A 16080-nucleotide genomic window follows, 5' to 3' on the forward strand; every position below is an offset into this window, starting at 1 on the left:
GATCCCGTGGCCGACACGCCGCAACCGGTCGGCGTGTCGGCCAGAACGGGCAAAGGTTCACGGGTGCGGCACTAGTATCACCCGACCGGAACGAGTGAGGAGAGCTGCCGCGACGGTATGTGCGTCGCCGTCATGTGTGGCGACGGCGTGGTTGATCGCCGCAGCGACAAGTTCGCGATGGTTCTTCGTCAGCACGGGCGCCATCCTAAAGCGAGAAAATGCATGATCGGTGTGCACCGCGAACGCCGGTGGTTGGAGCGTCTCCACGCAGGCCCCTGCCCCAGCCAGCTACAGCCGCATCGGCATCAGCACATACAGATGCCGTCCAGATCCCTGGTCCGCAGCCCCGGAATCATCGACAGGTACCAGGTCCTTCGCGTGGGTCCGTGGTTGGCTGGACGCCGCGCCGGTTGCATGCAGATTCCGGCGGTTGCTGGATCGTCGGCGCCGACGGCATCGCGCACTGCGATCACAACGGCAGCGTCGAAGTCTTCGACATCACGCCTGTCACTGCATCGGCGCTGGTGCACGGCGTCCTGGCCACCGTCGGTCAAGGTCGGTGCGGGTCTGAGGGCTGGTGGCTGCTTGCCGGTTCAGTCGTGCAGATCCGGATACATTTTCGATACCTGTGCGTGTTCGGTGGTGCCGGCGGTGTAGAGATGCGAGAAGAGTCCCTCGAAATGCAGCCCCGCGTCGTGGTGGGCGTGGACGAGTTGGTCGCCGAGTCGGTTTCCGTCGCCTGCGCCGCGGATCCCGATGCGGATGTGCCACAACTCGTCATCCGAAGTCAACGGGTGCGGGCGGTGGTGGGCGTTGGCTCGGGCATCGTCGATCACGGTCGGGTCGGTGATCCGGTGGGGGTCGCTGATCTGCCAGCGTCCGATGGGTGCGAGAAGGTCGGTCAGCACTGCTCGGAGGGCGACGAGGTAGTCGGCGACATCGGCGGTGAAGACGTGCAGGGTGTACTCGAGCAGGTCGTCGGGGTGGAACGGGCGTGGGGGATCCGGTTCGGCATCCCAGACGCTGCCACGGTAGATGTCGATTCCGCCGACCGGCGGAAGGTCGGTGGCACGGGTGTCGATCAGACACAGCATGGGATGGCCGTACAAGCCGGCCAGGCGTGCCTGTCGGGCGAAATTGTCGACAAGCACGTGCGCGGTGCGAGGCTCGAGACCGAGCAGAGTGTCGAATCCGGCGATGGCCAGGACCGTGCCGGTGGTGGCGGGGTCGCTGCCGAACAGATAGGTGCCCACATCGGCGAACACATTCGCGAGCGCGTCGAGGCTCGCGCCGTAGGAACGGCGGTAGGACAAGGTCTCGGCGAGGGCGTCGTACATGTCGCCGGTCGAGGTCCACGGGTGCGCGTCGATGCGGTGCACGAGATATCCCACGCCGCCGAGCCGATCACAGGCACTGTCGAGCTCGAAGCCGGTGTCGTAACGGAAGACATGCCCGTTCTGCAGCAGGCTCCAATCGAAGCGCTGCCGCTGCTCGATGAACAATTCACGATCGGTAGGGTCGAACACTGCACGGCGCACCATGACCGTGAGCGTAGAGGCCGGCGTCCTCGTAGACCCGGACGTAGGGCCGTCCGCTGACGAAAACCCTCCACAGCTAACACATGCCTGGCACATGATCAGCCTGAGGAGAACGTCGTCCACCCTGTCATCACGTCGCTGCCACAGACCGCTCGCGGGAGTTGCCCGGCGCGGGGCGGCCTTGCAGCGCAGCCGCGACCGCTCCCAGGGCTGCCAGCAGAACAGCGAAGAGCAGCGATCCCCACAGCGAGGTCCAGTTCGCCAATCCGGCGATGGCCACACCAACGAGCACGGCGACAATCAGCCAGGAAACCCACCTGCGCATGGCCAATGCCGCCACCACGGGTGGGAGCACGAGCAACAGTCCCAGGCCGACCAGAGGCCGGATCCCCAGCACGTCGACCAGGCGGTCTTCACACCGGAACCAGGACTGGCTTTCACCGATCTTCGAGCACGACAACGACACCTCGGCCATCGACCACGAGATCCCCACCCACACGGTGAAAGCCAACGCGACCAATGCCGAAACCCACCACACTGCTCTGGACACATCCGCAGCCTAGCCCGGCACATATACCGCGAAGGGATGTCGAGCAGTCTCACTGAATCGCGGCGAACGAGGTCGCGAACTCGAGGAAGATCGTCACCTCCGTTCCTTGGAGTTCCTCGGACGGGGTACTCCGAGGTCGGCGTAACCGGTCAGCGGTCAGCGTGGTCGCACAGTGTGCCGATCGGGCAGATCGTCGCGTCGCCGTGCGGATCGATCCAGACCGCCTCTGCCGACCGCAGTCGAGGGACAAGCAGATGACTTCCGTGGCTGGGCCATTGCACGAACTCGTATCCCGCGAGGTTGTCCTGTACGACTTCTGCGATCCAGGCGGCGGCTTCACCGAATGATGCGTCCATGGTCAACCCTCCACCGGTGTTGAACCCGCCGATCCCCCGAATGCTCTGCCAGCCGACGAAAACGTAGTAGTCGCCGTTGATCGACAAGTCCCACACCAGCTTGTCCGTGTCCACGTACCGTCCGTACCGAAGGCAACGCAGATCTCGGCCGACGGCGGCCAGAGCCTTGACCCACGGGCCAAGGGGATCGAGATCGGGCCCCTCGATCGGTCCGGATTCGCTGTCGACCACAGGGATCCGCCATATCAAGCTGTCTTCGTTCCACGGGTCCACACGGGGCATGTCGTCATCATTCCGGTCGGGGTCGCCGTGAGTCGACTCGAGTCGAGAATGCGTCGGAGATCAGCGGCGACGTCTCCGCAAACGTGTTCTCGAGCCTGAAGACGTATCTCCTCTGGGCTGCTCCACCGTCAGTCTGTAATCCGCTTTCTCGCAGGCTGAGTGGCGTCGCTCCACGAACCCGAGTGCCCGTCCGGGGATCAGGAACGTTCCGGGCGCGGGTTGATGGTGTCGCTGTCCCACTGCACACTCATTTCTGCCGACACCTCGAACGATTCCAGATCGGGAGAAGCAAGGATCGCCTCGACACACTGTTTGGACCCGCCCACGTAGCTGGCCATCAGGTCGATATTCGTCGCTACGCACCACGCGCGGTCCTGCGGCCACCACAGGTTCGGCGAGAGCAGAGTGCGGAACCGGTTGTCTGCTGCGGTGAGCGCATCGGCGATCACGAACATCCCCATCCACCCCGCCTGCATACGTCCGGCGCGGTCACGCACATCGTCGAGGATGTTGTTTCCTTCCCAGATCGCGAACCAGCACCGGTCCGCAGTCGTCGTGAAGGAGGCGAGCACGGCGATCAGGGCGCGGGCAGTCGCACCGTCCAGGTCACCGATCAGCGGTCCTTCGTCCCACAACCCCGGCTGCCCCTGACCCCGATGGGGCGCGGCAGTGATGAAATCCCACTCCATCAAGGGATGCGCAGTGCGGCCGTTCGCCTCCGCCACCTCACCCCAGGTGACCGACTCGATCTCACCGGCTGCAGGACCGGTCCGCCGATACCCCGGATGCAAGACCCGCGCGTAGGCCTCGAACACCGGCGGCACGACATCACCGACCACGGTGCCGCGGTGGCCATCTGCGAACAGTGACAGTGCATCGTGCACCCACGCACCGGCCGAGACATCCTGCACGAAACTGTCCGCCGTCCACACGAACCTGAGCCTGCCACGATCACGCCGCGACCACACACGAATCTCACCCCAGGTCCGTCGGCCCCACAGCAACGATGGAAAGAATCCACCTCATGGATGTTTCCGCTACTGCCGAACTCGACCGACTCTTCTCGTTGTGGAAACAGGCCTCACGACGACCAGGCGGGCTTACCGCCCCAGGAGCCGGTCGAGGGACAGCTGCTGTGCCGGCTCCGACGATTGTGGGTCGACGACCCATACCTTCCCGGCGACGATCCAGATCCGCCCGTCGCCGTCGTAGGACACCTCCGGGTACGGCGAATGAATCACCAGACGGCGTTGCAGGGTGAAAGTGGCCGGATCGAGAATCGACAGCAGGCAGTGCCAATCGCTGTACGGGTTCGGTTCGACGCTCCGATCATCACCCGCGGGATGCACGACCCATACCCACGGCCCGACCGTTCCGACCGAACTTCCCCTGATCCCAGGGGATTCGACCTCGCCCACGGTCAGATCCGAACAGATCGGCACCCACTGCCCTCGGGGATCGACCAACCACGCAGGTTCGCCTCCGACGATGCATGTGCCCGTCCCTGCCGGCAGAGGCGAGCCGAGGTGCAGGTACCCAGTCGGGTCGAGAGTGAACAGCCGGGTGTGCGCGTCGTCGGTGTTCGCACCGGCGCTCAATAGCCCGATGAAATTGCCGGGGCCTGGGTGCACAGTGCGGATACGGCCGTCGACAGGCTCGAGGTCGCGGTGTCGCCCGTCCGGCCACCGCATGCTCAGCACGCTCTGCCCCTCGGTGTGATGCCAGGACAGCAGCACCCCGTCGAGTGCGGCGGATCCGGTGACGCGGTGCTCGTCGATCCGCACGGACACCCCGTCGCGAGTGCAGCGGAAGATTCCATCTCGTCCGACCACCCAGCAACCGTCGGCGTCGGCATGCACCCCACGCGGACGGTGTGCCGGTGCGGGGAGGATTGCGCCCGGAAACCGGTACTCACCCACTACCTGCTGTTCGTGTAGTCGCAGCACCACCGGCAGTTCCCGATCGATGATCCACACATCCGGGCCGTGCGCGGACACCGCGGCCGGCACAACAGCAGGCCGCACCGGCGGCGCCGGCACGTCGTCGAGATCGAGATCCACCAGCACTCCGCATTCGCGGATCCGGTCCTCACCCGCAGCCAGGTGCGCCGGTGGACGAGTGTCGTCCCGGAACACCCCGGTCGCCGCGGCCACGTCCCGGAATCGGCGGGTGCCCGGTATCGGAACCCAGCGGGCAGGACGCGGACGTGAAGGTTCAGTCGGGGACTGCTCGACGAGCCGGTAGGTGTCGGAGACGATCCGGGCACGCAGGATCCGGCCGGTGACCGAGCCGGTGGTGGCATAGCCGAGGTCCCCGATGACTCGACCGGTCAATCGTTGCCGGCCGAGGGTGGGGCGCCGGCTGTACCAGGTGGCCGTCCACCCGTCACCGCGCACGAACAATCGCCACTCCCACCACCGCTCCTCGTCCCGAAAACCCGCAGACGCCGCGGGCTGGAACAACGGAATGCCGTCATCGAGAGGCTCGACATCGACATCGACGGTGACGATGCTCGGATCCGCCTCATCCGGCAGCGTTTCCGTGAACAACAAGGCATAACGTCCGATCTCGCCGACCTGCGGTGGCGCGACCTCCCCATCGCCGATGGCAAGCTCGGTCACCAGCACCGACAATCCCCGGTGCGGTCGAACAGGTCCCTGCACGATCAGCATTCGGTCAGTGTCCCATCCCAGCCCGCTACACCAACGACCAACAACGGTCCGCAGAACGGCCAGCTTGCCCGTACGACACCGGCTTCCAGCTCGACAGAGCCTGCCTTCAGCTCAGCAGCCTGGGATATCTCGTGCACCGCCGCCAGCGCGGCACACTGCTACGACTTGAGGTTGGAGATGGCCGGGACTATTCCGAAAGCACTCGCCCACCACACCCGGCTCCGGCACCGACCGTTTCGCCTACCCGGAAAGACGATCGCACTGGACACGAGGTCACCTCACAACGTCCTCCCACGCGTATGCCGTCACCGATCCACCGGCTCGTTGTGGCAAGTGAGCCGCCGGACGCGGGTACCGTCCGTGGGATGAACACTGCTTCGGAACTGCCCTGGTGGGAGGCCTACAACAACGGTGTTCGCTCCCTGCACGACACCGGCTGGGCAGATCTGTCGTCGCTGTTGTCGGACGACATCTGTGCGCTGCTCAGCGACGTCGACGCGGCCTTCGCGCTTACCGGTGCCCACACCCCCGGATGGCCGAACCCCTACCAGGACGGTCTCGCACCGGACGAACACGCATACGAGCGAGTCACCGACCCGGAGAAGTTCCAGATTGTCGAAGCCCGGGCACGAGCCTGGAGCCACGTGCTACTCGAACGCGGCTGGGCACGGCACGCCGTACACATCGAATGGGCCCTGCGCCCCCACGACAGCGGCGGAACCGACACTATCCTCTGGCCTGTCGCCGACGACGCGGTCCCCTTGGTGCTAACCACGCACACACCGGTCGATAGCGACCACATAGTCACCGTCACAGTCGCCGCGGGCGACCCGGCGGTACGACTGGCATCGATCCCCGACTGCGGATGCGACGGCTGCGATCACGGGTCCGCCACCCTGCTCGAAGAAATGGACACATCGGTGCTGTCGGTCGTCGACGGCTCCCTCCACGTCCACGTCGATGCCCGCCGCCTGGCGATCCGCACGTCCTTCGGCGGTCACACCAGCCGCCCAGCCCCCGACCTCGACACACCAACCGCATTCACAGCAGCACCCTGGCCCCCGAACTGGAACGCACGTCCCCTCGTGCCCGACATCGACACACACCGACACTGAGCACCGGAAGTTCATCTACCGACCACCACATTCGATGCGGGCCTCCACTGATACGTTCACCCGAGTGGACGACGACCAGAAGCAGGCCGGCCTTTCCCCTCGACTCAGCGTCGACCAGAACGCCCATCTCCGACGCTGGCTCCCCGATGCCCGACTCCGCGCCGATCTGAGCTGGAACCTCACCGACACCGTCGTACTCGACATCACCAGTGGTCTCGGCCGCTTCATCGTCAAAGCCGCAGGCCCGGCCAATACCCACATCCGCCGTGAGATCACCGCCCACCAGAGCGCCACCGCGTGCCTGATCGACAGCGGCCGCGCCGCCCGAATGATCCAGCACGATCGCGCCGCGAACATCCTCGTCACCGAATACCTCGAAGGCACTCTGGTCATGGGAAGCGACACGGAGTTCGACGCCGAGATCCACCACCAGGCCGGCGCCCTTCTCCGCACCTTCCACGACCAAACACAACGCTGCGACGACGACGCGGAAGCCCGCGCTACGACGAAGGCCCTTGCCTGGCTCGATCAAGCACACAGAATCGATCCCCCCACCGCCGACGCCCTGCGGCAGATACTGACGACCTACCACCCCCGACCCGTCAAAGTCGTACCCACCCACGGCGACTGGCAGCCGCGGAACTGGCTCGTCGACCACAGGAGCGTCAAGATCATCGACTTCGGACGCTTCGATCACCGCCCCGCACTCAGCGACTTCTGCCGCCTCGCAGCACGACACTGGCGCACGCACCCACACCTGGAACACGCCTTTTTCGACGGCTACGGCACCGACCCCCGAGATCCGGAACTGTGGGCGATGTTCACCCTCCGAGAAGCGATCGGCACCGCAGTCTGGGCATACCAGATCGGCGACGAACCCTTCGAACAGGAAGGCCACCGTATGCTCACCGACGCCGTGACTCTGTTCTGAGCACCGACGCACCCACTCAGGTCACAGATCCGCTCCCACAACGGAAAGCCCGACGCGGCCCGGGAAGCCTCAGCATCGACCCAGAGCACTCCTGCGAATATCCCACGCATGTTCCCCGGAGCTGGTGCTCGAGTGTCCATGATGAAGTCGACGAAGTTGTCTTCGCCCGAGTTACGGTGTCCCCATAGGGTCGCTGTCGCCCGCACCCGAGGTATCGGGACGGGGCGGGAATTCGTGTAGGTAGACCGTGGCTCCTTCTTCGATCTCGCCCGCGTTGAAGGAAGACGACTCGAATGTTGCGGCATAGGGTGCCGAGCTGCTCACGGTGACTGTGTAGCTGCGTTGATTGGCAGGAACCGCCTCGAAGTGCGCCACATAGGTACACACTCCCGTGCCGTCGGCATTGCGTTCGACGGTATCGATTTCCAGCACGGAACGTGCCGAGGCGGCCGCGCTTTCGCCGTGCAGGTACACGATGTCGTTCGGTGCGATCGGGATCGTGGTGATGATGCACTGTCCTGTCTGTGGAGCGGCTTGCTCCGCGTTCCCGACGACAGTGACCGTAGCGGGGAAGGTCTCCGGTTCCTCGGTATTGGATACACATCCGCTTAGGCACAGTGCCCCAATCGGCAGTGACGCTGCAACCAGTCCACTCGTTCGCCCCATGAGGTCACCGTAGGGCCTCGGGAAGACAGCCGGGGACCGTGTTGGCCACTATTGGGCAATTATCGCGCTAGACAACTGCGCCGTCGGCCCTCGCTCGTACACGGACAGCTCCGCAGCGAACGGATCAGCCGCCGAAGACACCGTCGACGAAGCAAACCAGTAGTTCAGAGAACCGCAAGTCAGACTGAACCCTGGGGAACGTATGTGCGACAACCGAGCATCATGGCTGGGGCACACCGTTCGTAGAGTGGCAGGATGCCGCGCGAAGTTCACAAGGCCGTGTGTTACGTCCTGCACGACGATCACCTGCTGGTGTTCACTCACCGTGACCAGCCGATGACGGTCACCGGCGTACAGGTGCCCGCCGGCACCATCAAATCCGGCGAGTCCCCCGAACAGGCCGCCGTTCGCGAACTGTTTGAGGAAACCGGCAGACACGGGCACGTGGTACGCCACGTCGGGGTGCAGAGATACGACGTGCGCCCCATGAGAGACGAAATCGCCGTGCGGCACTACTACCGGATGAACATGCCCGGTGCCGATGTCACCGAACGCTGGCCGGCAGAAGAATCCGATCCTGCCGCCGGAGGACCGACCGTGAAGTGGGACTGCTGGTGGCTCCCGATAACACAGGCCCACGTACTGGTAGCGGGATTCGGGGCTCTGATAGGCGCGATGCTCGATCAAGCCGCACTCGATGAGCACTCACCGATATCGAGGTGAAGCCCCGGGATCGGCACTCGCCGTCCCCCCACCGACAACACGCGAGGACGAGGACACCGCTGACGGTGCGCAGGAACAGCACCTCATCATTACGACCGGGCGCAGAGACCAAGGGACGCACCGCGACCACGAGACCACCCCACCGACACGGCAGGAGGCCGGACCGCCCCACACGACCCGGGGTCCCTGTCGGCTCCGGTTGAAGCTTGAGCAGGTATTCCGGTCGAAAAGTGAGCACTCCACTCGACGATTGAGGAGTGATCACTGTGGAGGACTGGGCGTTGATCCGTCAGCTGCACAACTCGGAAGCAATGACGCAGACCGCGATCGCCCGCAAGTTGGGGCTCTCGCGCAACACCGTAGCCAAGGCGTTGCGCTCACAGGCACCGCCGAAGTACGAACGCGCCCGTTCCCAGAGTTCGGCGTGGGCGCTGACCGAACCGGCGGTGCGAACCCTGCTGGCGACGTATCCGGCGATGCCGACGACGGTGCTCGCCGAACGGGTCGGCTGGAGCGGCGGCAACTCGTGGTTTGCCGAGAACGTCGCCCGCATCCGCCCGGAATATCAGCCGGCCGACCCGGCGGATCGGCTGGTGCATCTGCCCGGTGAGCAGATCCAGTGCGATCTGATGTTCCCCGGCCCGCTCGTTCCCGACCACGCCGGAGCCTTGCGTTCGTTTCCGGTGCTGGTGATGGTCGCGACGTATTCGCGGTTTCTCGCCGCGGTGATGCTGCCCTCGCGGGTGACCGGGGATCTGCTGGCCGGCATGTGGCAGCTGCTGACCGAATCGTTCACGATGGTTCCGCGGACACTGTTGTGGGACAACGAATCCGGGATCGGGCAGCGAGGACGACTCGCCGATGGTGTCGCCGGGTTCTGCGGCACGCTGGCCACCCGGATGGTGCAGGCACCACCGTATGATCCCGAAACGAAGGGGATCGTCGAACGCGCCAACGGTTATCTGCGGACCTCGTTTCTGCCCGGCCGGCAGTTCACCTCCCCGGCGGATTTCAACCTCCAGCTCACCCAGTGGCTCGCAGTGGCCAACACACGCACTCACCGGGTGACCCGGCGGCGGCCGGTCGACGCCCTGGCCGAGGACCGGGCCGCGATGGCGGCGCTGCCACCGGTTGCCCCGGCGGTCGGGACCACCCGCACCCTGCGGCTCGGCCGGGACTACTACGTCCAGGTCGGCGGAGCCGCCCATTCGGTGCACCCGGAGGTGATCGGACGGATGATCACCCTGACCGCCGATCCGCAGCAGGTGCGCGTGTCCTGCGAGCATCGCCTCGTCGCCGATCATCGGCGCAGTTGGGGACCGGGCGCAGTGGTGACCGATCCCGAACATGTCGCCGTCGCCCGGCAGCAGCGAGCCTGTTATACCCGAGCGGATCACAGTGAGCCGCCACGAAGTGCGGTCGAGGTGCAGGTCGCGGATCTGGCCGCCTACGACGTGGTGTTCGGGACGTCGGAGGTGGCGTGATGAATGCCCGTCACACCGACTCGGAGGCGCACAAGGTGATCGTCCACCATGCCCGGGCGCTCAAGGCTCCGCGGATCGTTGCCGAATACGCCCGCCTCGCTGAGCAGGGACGCACCGCGAACTGGTCGTTCGAGGAGTATCTGGCGGCGGTGCTGGCCATCGAGTCCAATGCCCGCGCCGAGTCTGGGGCCCGGTTGCGGATCAAGAGCGCCGGATTTCCCGCGATCAAGACGGTCACCGACTTCGATTTCGGTGTCCAGCCCGGTCTCGATCGGGCGCAGATCGCCCGTCTCGAAGGCGGCGGATGGCTCGCCGAGGCCCGCAATGTGGTGTTGCTCGGACCGCCAGGCACAGGGAAAACGCATTTGGCGACTGCTCTTGCGGTCGCGGCCGCGCATACCGGTCACCGGGTGGCGTTCGCGCCGGCGACCGGGTGGATCACCCGGCTGGCGCATGCACATCGGTTGGGGCGGTTGGATATCGAGCTGCGCAAGATCTCCCGGATCGGGTTGGTCGTGATCGACGAGGTCGGCTACATCCCGTTCGACACCGATGCCGCGAACCTGTTCTTCCAGCTGGTGTCGAGTCGCTACGAGAAGTCCTCGATCATCCTGACCTCGAACCTGCCGTTCGCGAGGTGGAGCGAGGTCTTCGGCGAAGCCACCATCGCCTCGGCGATGATCGATCGGATCGTCCACCACGCCGACGTGATCGCGTTGAAGGGCACCAGTTATCGCATCAAGCACACCGCGATCGAGTCGTTGCCGTCCGCTGCTGCCGCTGGAGGGACCGATGCGCAGACCTGAACCTGCTCGTCACCTTGACCCGATGCACGGAACCTCGACAGTCACCGCAGCGCGGGTGTCCCCGGCGCTGTTCTGACCTCCATCGGCCCGAGAAACCTGCCACTTCGACTGCCGATCAGCAGAACAAGGCACAATGCTCACGTGATCGCCTGGGATCTGACAGTCTTCTACCGACGTGGTGACACCGGTGGTGGGCAAGGACTGCACGGCCTGAGCAACAGTGACTCCGTCGTGCAGGCAGCACGCGATGCAGCGCGAGCCGCCCGGGAGTGGGCCGACAGAACCGGCAGCACCATCAAGGCCGTTCCGGGCCGTTTGCTGATCAACGGGGTGCAGGGGCCGATCGATCTTCCCGGCCTCGACGGTTCATCGTCCCTGGATGAGGTCGCGGCCGGAGCCGAAGACGCGCTGCACCAGTGGCAAGTTCAGCAACGCCCCGCAGTCCCCGAGTACGAGAGCGCTAGTGCGATCGAGCCGGAAGACGACGGCACCGCACCGCGGTCCGTCAGCCGCGGCGGTGAGCTGACCGTGTTGTGGCAGGACCTCGCTGCCACCGCCGCCCTCGAGGACGTGGCAGCAGGAGCCACCGATGACGATCTCGACGCCGCCGAGAACCACACCGGCTATCAGTGGCCGGACGAGGTCCGTGAGCTGTTCCAGCTCCAAGGCGGAGGTATCGAGATCGTCCCGATGTTCCGGTTGCTCTCCCTCGACGAGACCCTCACCACCTGGGACATGTGGACGCAGATCAACGACGATCTACGGGAGCGCTGGCCGGAAGGCTCCGCCCCTGACGAGGCAGCAATCCGATCAGCGCCCGCGGGCAGTCCGGCCGAAGTGTTCATCCCCGACCTGATCCCCATCGCCGACGATGCTGCCGGTACTTCACTGTGTGTCGACACCCGCCCCGGCGACCTGCACAGCTGCGTCGTCGAGTACTCCGCATCCGCAGGTGGTTCACGCCCGCTGTGGGTCTCGGTCAACGCCATGATCGCAACCGTCGTCGACAGCATCCGGAACCGACGTCCACTCCATGACGGCTGGACAACGACCACAACGGGAACGTTGATTTGGTACTCGGACGACTGAAACGTCACGAAAAACTCGAGCGGATCTGGGCCTTCCGCGGATCGAACCGGTGAGACAGACTGGATTGACCGAACCTGCTCATCTTTCGACCGGACGAACAGCTCATCTTTCGACCGGACCCGACACTGGACCACGAAGCTGCGGAAAACTGCTCAGCTCCGCGATCCTGAGGGCCGCCTGCACCTACGCCTACCGGCGTGCCCGCCAGTACAGCCAGAGCACCGACTGACCCGTTGCACGGCGCCGCATACGTTGTCGTGAGCTGTACAGAGGACACATCCCATCACCGCGGGCGCGAGGACATCGCCACCTGCCGTTGACAGCCGCGTTATCCCACGTCTATCAGGGTGTAAATTCTTTCGGCCAGATAGTTCCTCGACCGTCCACGGTCTCGGATACAGCAACGTCGGTCAGGTTCGCATCGGTCAGGTTCGCGCCGCTCAGGTTCGCCGCGGTCAGGTTTGCCCCAGTCAGATCAGCGCCGGTCAGATCTGCGTTTATCAGCCACGTACCGGTCAAATTCGCACCGTTCAGCCTCGCCTGAGTCAACGTCGCACCGTTCAGCCTCGCCTGAGTCAACGTCGCATCGAACAGTTTTGCACCGTGCCCCCCTGCATCGGTCAGGTTTGCCCCGGTCAGGTTCGCACCGCTCAGGTTCGCCGCCGTCAGAGTCGCATCGGTCAAGTCCGCATCGGTCAGGTTCACACCGACCAGCTTGGCGCCGGAGAGGTTTGCCTCGGCGAGGTCTGCGTGGGACAGGTTTGCTTCGGCGAGATCTGCGTGGATCAGCTCTGCTCTGGCCAGATTCGTCTGGGCCAGGCGCGCATGAAACAGGCTTGCACCAAACAGCACCGCTCCCTTCAGGTCCGCATTGCTCAAATCCGCACCGAGAAGATCTGCACCGGTCAGGTCCGATCGTGACAGGCGTGCCCCAGTAAGGTTCGCGCCGATCAGGACCGCACCTGACAGGTCCGCTTCGCGCAGGTCAACTCCCGTAAGGTCGGCCTGCGACAAGTCGAAGGCGCAATCCTCCCACCGACCACGCATCGTTCGGTCCCGAATGACGCTGACGACCGCTGCTCGCACCTGACGTTCTTCTTTTCGGTATCTGTCCTGCTCCTCCGGGGAGATGAGATCGCTTTGGGGCAACTGGCGTTGGGTCCGGAGGTAAGCGCACAGCAGGTCGATGCAGACTTGGCGTTCAGAGTCGTTGCCGAACTCGTGCCAATCGTCGGCCAGCGACGCGAGCGCGTAGACGCCGGCCAGTCGGATAGCGAAGTTGTCATGACCGAGTTGTTCGGCGCAGGTGGTGTACCGCTCACGGAGGTGACGTTCCGTTCCCGTTCGGTGCTCACGGTCATCCGTTTGAACTTTGTGTTCGTGCTGTTCTGCGGCCGTGCTGTTGGCAGTATCCAGTGCTCGTTGGCGGTGATAAGCGAGGACGGCGGCAGGCACTCCGACGGCAGCCGCAGCGATCAACCCCACCGTCCGTCCCAAATTGCTGAGGTCGGCTGTCATCACACCGGTGCCCGGTGGAGTGCCGAGTTCCGCGAGTCCGTAGGTGGCCAGCGCAGTGCTTGCTAGTGCGCCCACGCCGTAGCCGACCAAGCGCAACGGAGAGACACGTTTCGCCTGTGACCCCCGAGCGCTGCTACGCGGTGGGGTGGACGGAACTGAGTACGGCACTGGAGGAATCTATCTGTGCGCGAGAACCACTGGCGCACTCAGGCCGCGATACGAACGGATCCTGGATGAACTCCGATAGCCGAGGCGTTCCGATACGTGAAATGAGGGCGATAACCCTGCCGTACCGGCCTGTTCAGATACCGCCTATATCCCCCATCCCACCCGCACACAGGGCGATACTCCTCAGCCCCGCAGCATCACCGCGAACCGCTCGATACCCGGATACAGCTCCCCCAACGACTCCACCTCGAACCCCAACGCCCGATAGAAACCCACCGAGTCGCCATCGGTCTGCGCCTCCACCACCCCCGACCCGCAATGCTCACGCACCCACGCGACCAACGCCGCCCCCACACCCGAACGACGAACCTGCGGCGCAGTAGCGATATGCACCAACTCCGTTCGATCCACGCCCGGGATATAGCCCACCACGCCGACAACCTCCCCGTCAGCACGCGCCACAGCCACATCTACCTGCCCGACCCGGTACCGCTCCAACGCCTGATCCACACGATCGCTACCCCCACCGATCGCCAACTCCAACAACGCAGCAACCGCCGCGTCCACACCCACCACCGACTCGACCACCCACACCACCATCACCACACACTACGACGACCCACACCCCGGGACATGCCATCACCCCAGGTCATCCACCACAAAGTCCCTGTACGCGATACCAGGCACGAGGGCAACGAGCATCCTGATCTATCTGTCGCTCGCGCTCTATAAGCTCATGCGATGACGAAACCGGACGAAGCCGAACTCGAAGCTTGGATCGAGCAGTGCATCGCGCACCTGCGAGATACCGAAGACTTCGACGTTCACAGATCTCATAAAGACGAGTTCCTCCTCCTTTACGGCGTCGCAGCTCGTGTCATGCGCTACAGCGACGCTTATCTCCGTCTAGTCCGGGACGGGTTCGTTGGGGAGGCCGTAGTGCTTGCACGCGCAGCGCTCGAACACGCCGTCACTCTCCAATGGGTCTTCATCGTCAACGGCGGCATCAAACGCTTCCAGGTCGACCTCGGCCACGAATACATCAAGCACTACGAAAACCTTGCCCAATGGCTCGACAACAACGAACTTGCCGAAGCAGTAACCGCAATCGACGCCCCGCCGGAGGGAAAGCGGCTACCCCCGTTTATGGACATGCTTCGGGATCTTGATGACGGCAAGTACCTGGAAACGAGCTATCACATCCTGTCTCAGCACGTTCATGTCACGCCCGCCGCCGTCGCTTCGTTCCTCGAAGCCGGCGCCGAGGAACTGCACATCAAATACGAGCAGGAATATAGCTACCAATACCAGGCGACCTACGTCGTAGCGGTCTCCTGCATGCTCGCTCGGTGGGTGGTAGCAAAGCTCACGAACGACCCGCAGTTGCTCGAACTGCTCGACAAAGCCTCCGACGACCTCATCCTCCCCATGACTCTCATCGACAACGTAGACACGAAGAAACGGCGCGAGGGACTTGCCGACAATCTCTAAGGAGTGGTGACCAAAAGCCGCTTAGCGGCACTCAATGTGACCCGCGCACCGCTCCTACACCTGCACCAGACACCTCACTTCGGGATCGATATCTCCGCACCCGCATCAGTCACGTTGAGCAACCACCGCCCCGGACGAACCGCACACATTTCGGCCGGACCCGACACCGGGAGGCAAGAACATCACTGTTACCTGTGTATATGGCACGCCCCTCTGATAGATGCGGTGGGCTGGCCGCAGAAGGAGTCCGGCCCCGGGCACGCTGCCGAACACCCAGAAAAGGCTACGGCGTGTACCAGCGCGGAACCGGCCAACCAGGTGCATCAGAAACGCCGGCCCACCGACTGCGCGCGGTCGCATCGTTCAAAAGAAGCCGCAGGGCAGCTGCGGCGCCGAGCCCGGCCGTCTGCTCGTCATCCAGCTCGGGAACCCCGACGCGAGCCGGAACCTCAAGGTGCGCAGCGATGTTGTCGCCGGGACGTTCGAACACCATCGACGTCGCCGCGGCCACTATCTCGTGATTGATACTTCGGGTCTCGTCCCGATCGAGCACATATCGACCGCTGTGTCGCAGCCCTGTTCTGAGCATGACCAGCAGATGCTGCGGGCCCAGCTGACGAGGCTCAGGGAAACTCCCCAGTTGTGCTCAACGAAAATCCCCAGCCGTGAGCGGTGTTCACTGTAGCGGTTG

Annotated in this window: 16 protein-coding genes; 7 read left to right on the forward strand and 9 right to left on the reverse strand. The window is 64.4% G+C overall.

Features of this window, described 5'->3' with window-relative positions:
• Positions 1-593: 593 nt before the first annotated feature.
• From PV766_RS23640 to PV766_RS23660, 5 genes are all read right to left on the reverse strand, one after another.
• Positions 594-1541, reverse strand: a complete 948-nt coding sequence (locus PV766_RS23640) for a barstar family protein (protein ID WP_421098078.1) — start codon at positions 1539-1541, stop codon at positions 594-596.
• A 127-nt stretch (positions 1542-1668) separates the two neighbouring features.
• On the reverse strand, positions 1669-2088 hold the full coding sequence (locus tag PV766_RS23645) for an ABC transporter permease (RefSeq protein ID WP_421098079.1): 420 nt from the start codon (positions 2086-2088) through the stop codon (positions 1669-1671).
• Positions 2089-2237: 149 nt separating this feature from the next.
• Positions 2238-2726 carry a hypothetical protein gene (locus tag PV766_RS23650; RefSeq protein ID WP_421098080.1) on the reverse strand — a complete coding sequence of 163 codons (489 nt, stop codon included), beginning with the start codon at positions 2724-2726 and terminating at the stop codon, positions 2238-2240.
• Between the two features lie 197 nt (positions 2727-2923).
• Complete coding sequence (locus PV766_RS23655) at positions 2924-3658, reverse strand: hypothetical protein (protein WP_421098081.1); 735 nt, start codon at positions 3656-3658, stop codon at positions 2924-2926.
• A gap of 168 nt (positions 3659-3826) precedes the next feature.
• On the reverse strand, positions 3827-5398 hold the full coding sequence (locus PV766_RS23660; RefSeq protein WP_421098082.1) for a hypothetical protein: 1572 nt from the start codon (positions 5396-5398) through the stop codon (positions 3827-3829).
• Between the two features lie 365 nt (positions 5399-5763).
• Between PV766_RS23660 and PV766_RS23665 the strand changes: the two genes are divergently transcribed.
• Positions 5764-6513, forward strand: coding sequence for a DUF6226 family protein (locus PV766_RS23665; protein ID WP_421098083.1), 750 nt, complete (start codon positions 5764-5766; stop codon positions 6511-6513).
• A 64-nt stretch (positions 6514-6577) separates the two neighbouring features.
• A complete protein-coding gene (locus PV766_RS23670) occupies positions 6578-7444 on the forward strand; it encodes a phosphotransferase (RefSeq protein ID WP_421098084.1) in 867 nt (288 codons plus the stop codon).
• Positions 7445-7615: 171 nt separating this feature from the next.
• On the opposite strand, the gene PV766_RS23675 is transcribed toward PV766_RS23670, so the two are convergent.
• Complete coding sequence (locus PV766_RS23675; protein WP_421098085.1) at positions 7616-8110, reverse strand: hypothetical protein; 495 nt, start codon at positions 8108-8110, stop codon at positions 7616-7618.
• Positions 8111-8365: 255 nt separating this feature from the next.
• On the opposite strand from PV766_RS23675, the gene PV766_RS23680 reads away from it, so the two are divergent.
• The 4 genes from PV766_RS23680 (at position 8366) to PV766_RS23695 (ending at position 12212) form a co-directional block, all read left to right on the forward strand.
• Complete coding sequence (locus tag PV766_RS23680) at positions 8366-8833, forward strand: NUDIX domain-containing protein (protein ID WP_421098086.1); 468 nt, start codon at positions 8366-8368, stop codon at positions 8831-8833.
• A gap of 266 nt (positions 8834-9099) precedes the next feature.
• A complete protein-coding gene (gene istA, locus PV766_RS23685; RefSeq protein ID WP_421098091.1) occupies positions 9100-10317 on the forward strand; it encodes an IS21 family transposase in 1218 nt (405 codons plus the stop codon).
• The gene (gene istB / locus PV766_RS23690; protein ID WP_413769010.1) at positions 10317-11123 is read left to right on the forward strand and encodes an IS21-like element helper ATPase IstB; all 807 of its coding nucleotides are present in this window, start codon (positions 10317-10319) and stop codon (positions 11121-11123) included. The genes istA and istB overlap by 1 nt, the downstream gene beginning before the upstream one ends.
• Before the next feature lie 141 nt (positions 11124-11264).
• The gene (locus tag PV766_RS23695) at positions 11265-12212 is read left to right on the forward strand and encodes an SMI1/KNR4 family protein (RefSeq protein ID WP_358428881.1); all 948 of its coding nucleotides are present in this window, start codon (positions 11265-11267) and stop codon (positions 12210-12212) included.
• Between the two features lie 342 nt (positions 12213-12554).
• Here PV766_RS23695 and PV766_RS23700 read toward each other — a convergent pair whose 3' ends face one another.
• Together PV766_RS23700 and PV766_RS23705 are read right to left on the reverse strand one after the other, a co-directional pair.
• Positions 12555-13820: a pentapeptide repeat-containing protein gene (locus PV766_RS23700; RefSeq protein ID WP_421098087.1), complete on the reverse strand. Its 1266-nt coding sequence runs from the start codon at positions 13818-13820 to the stop codon at positions 12555-12557.
• 261 nt (positions 13821-14081) lie between these two features.
• Entirely contained in the window at positions 14082-14498 is a 417-nt protein-coding gene (locus PV766_RS23705) for a GNAT family N-acetyltransferase (RefSeq protein ID WP_421098088.1), read from the reverse strand.
• Positions 14499-14639: 141 nt separating this feature from the next.
• Between PV766_RS23705 and PV766_RS23710 the strand changes: the two genes are divergently transcribed.
• Positions 14640-15389: a DUF5677 domain-containing protein gene (locus PV766_RS23710; protein ID WP_421098089.1), complete on the forward strand. Its 750-nt coding sequence runs from the start codon at positions 14640-14642 to the stop codon at positions 15387-15389.
• Positions 15390-15672: 283 nt separating this feature from the next.
• Here the strand turns inward: PV766_RS23710 and PV766_RS23715 are convergent, their stop codons facing one another.
• Positions 15673-15978, reverse strand: a complete 306-nt coding sequence (locus tag PV766_RS23715) for a hypothetical protein (protein ID WP_421098090.1) — start codon at positions 15976-15978, stop codon at positions 15673-15675.
• Positions 15979-16080: the final 102 nt, after the last annotated feature.

This window comes from Rhodococcus sp. As11, assembly GCF_048957735.1.
In the GTDB taxonomy this organism is placed as follows: Bacteria; Actinomycetota; Actinomycetes; order Mycobacteriales; family Mycobacteriaceae; genus Rhodococcus; species Rhodococcus gordoniae.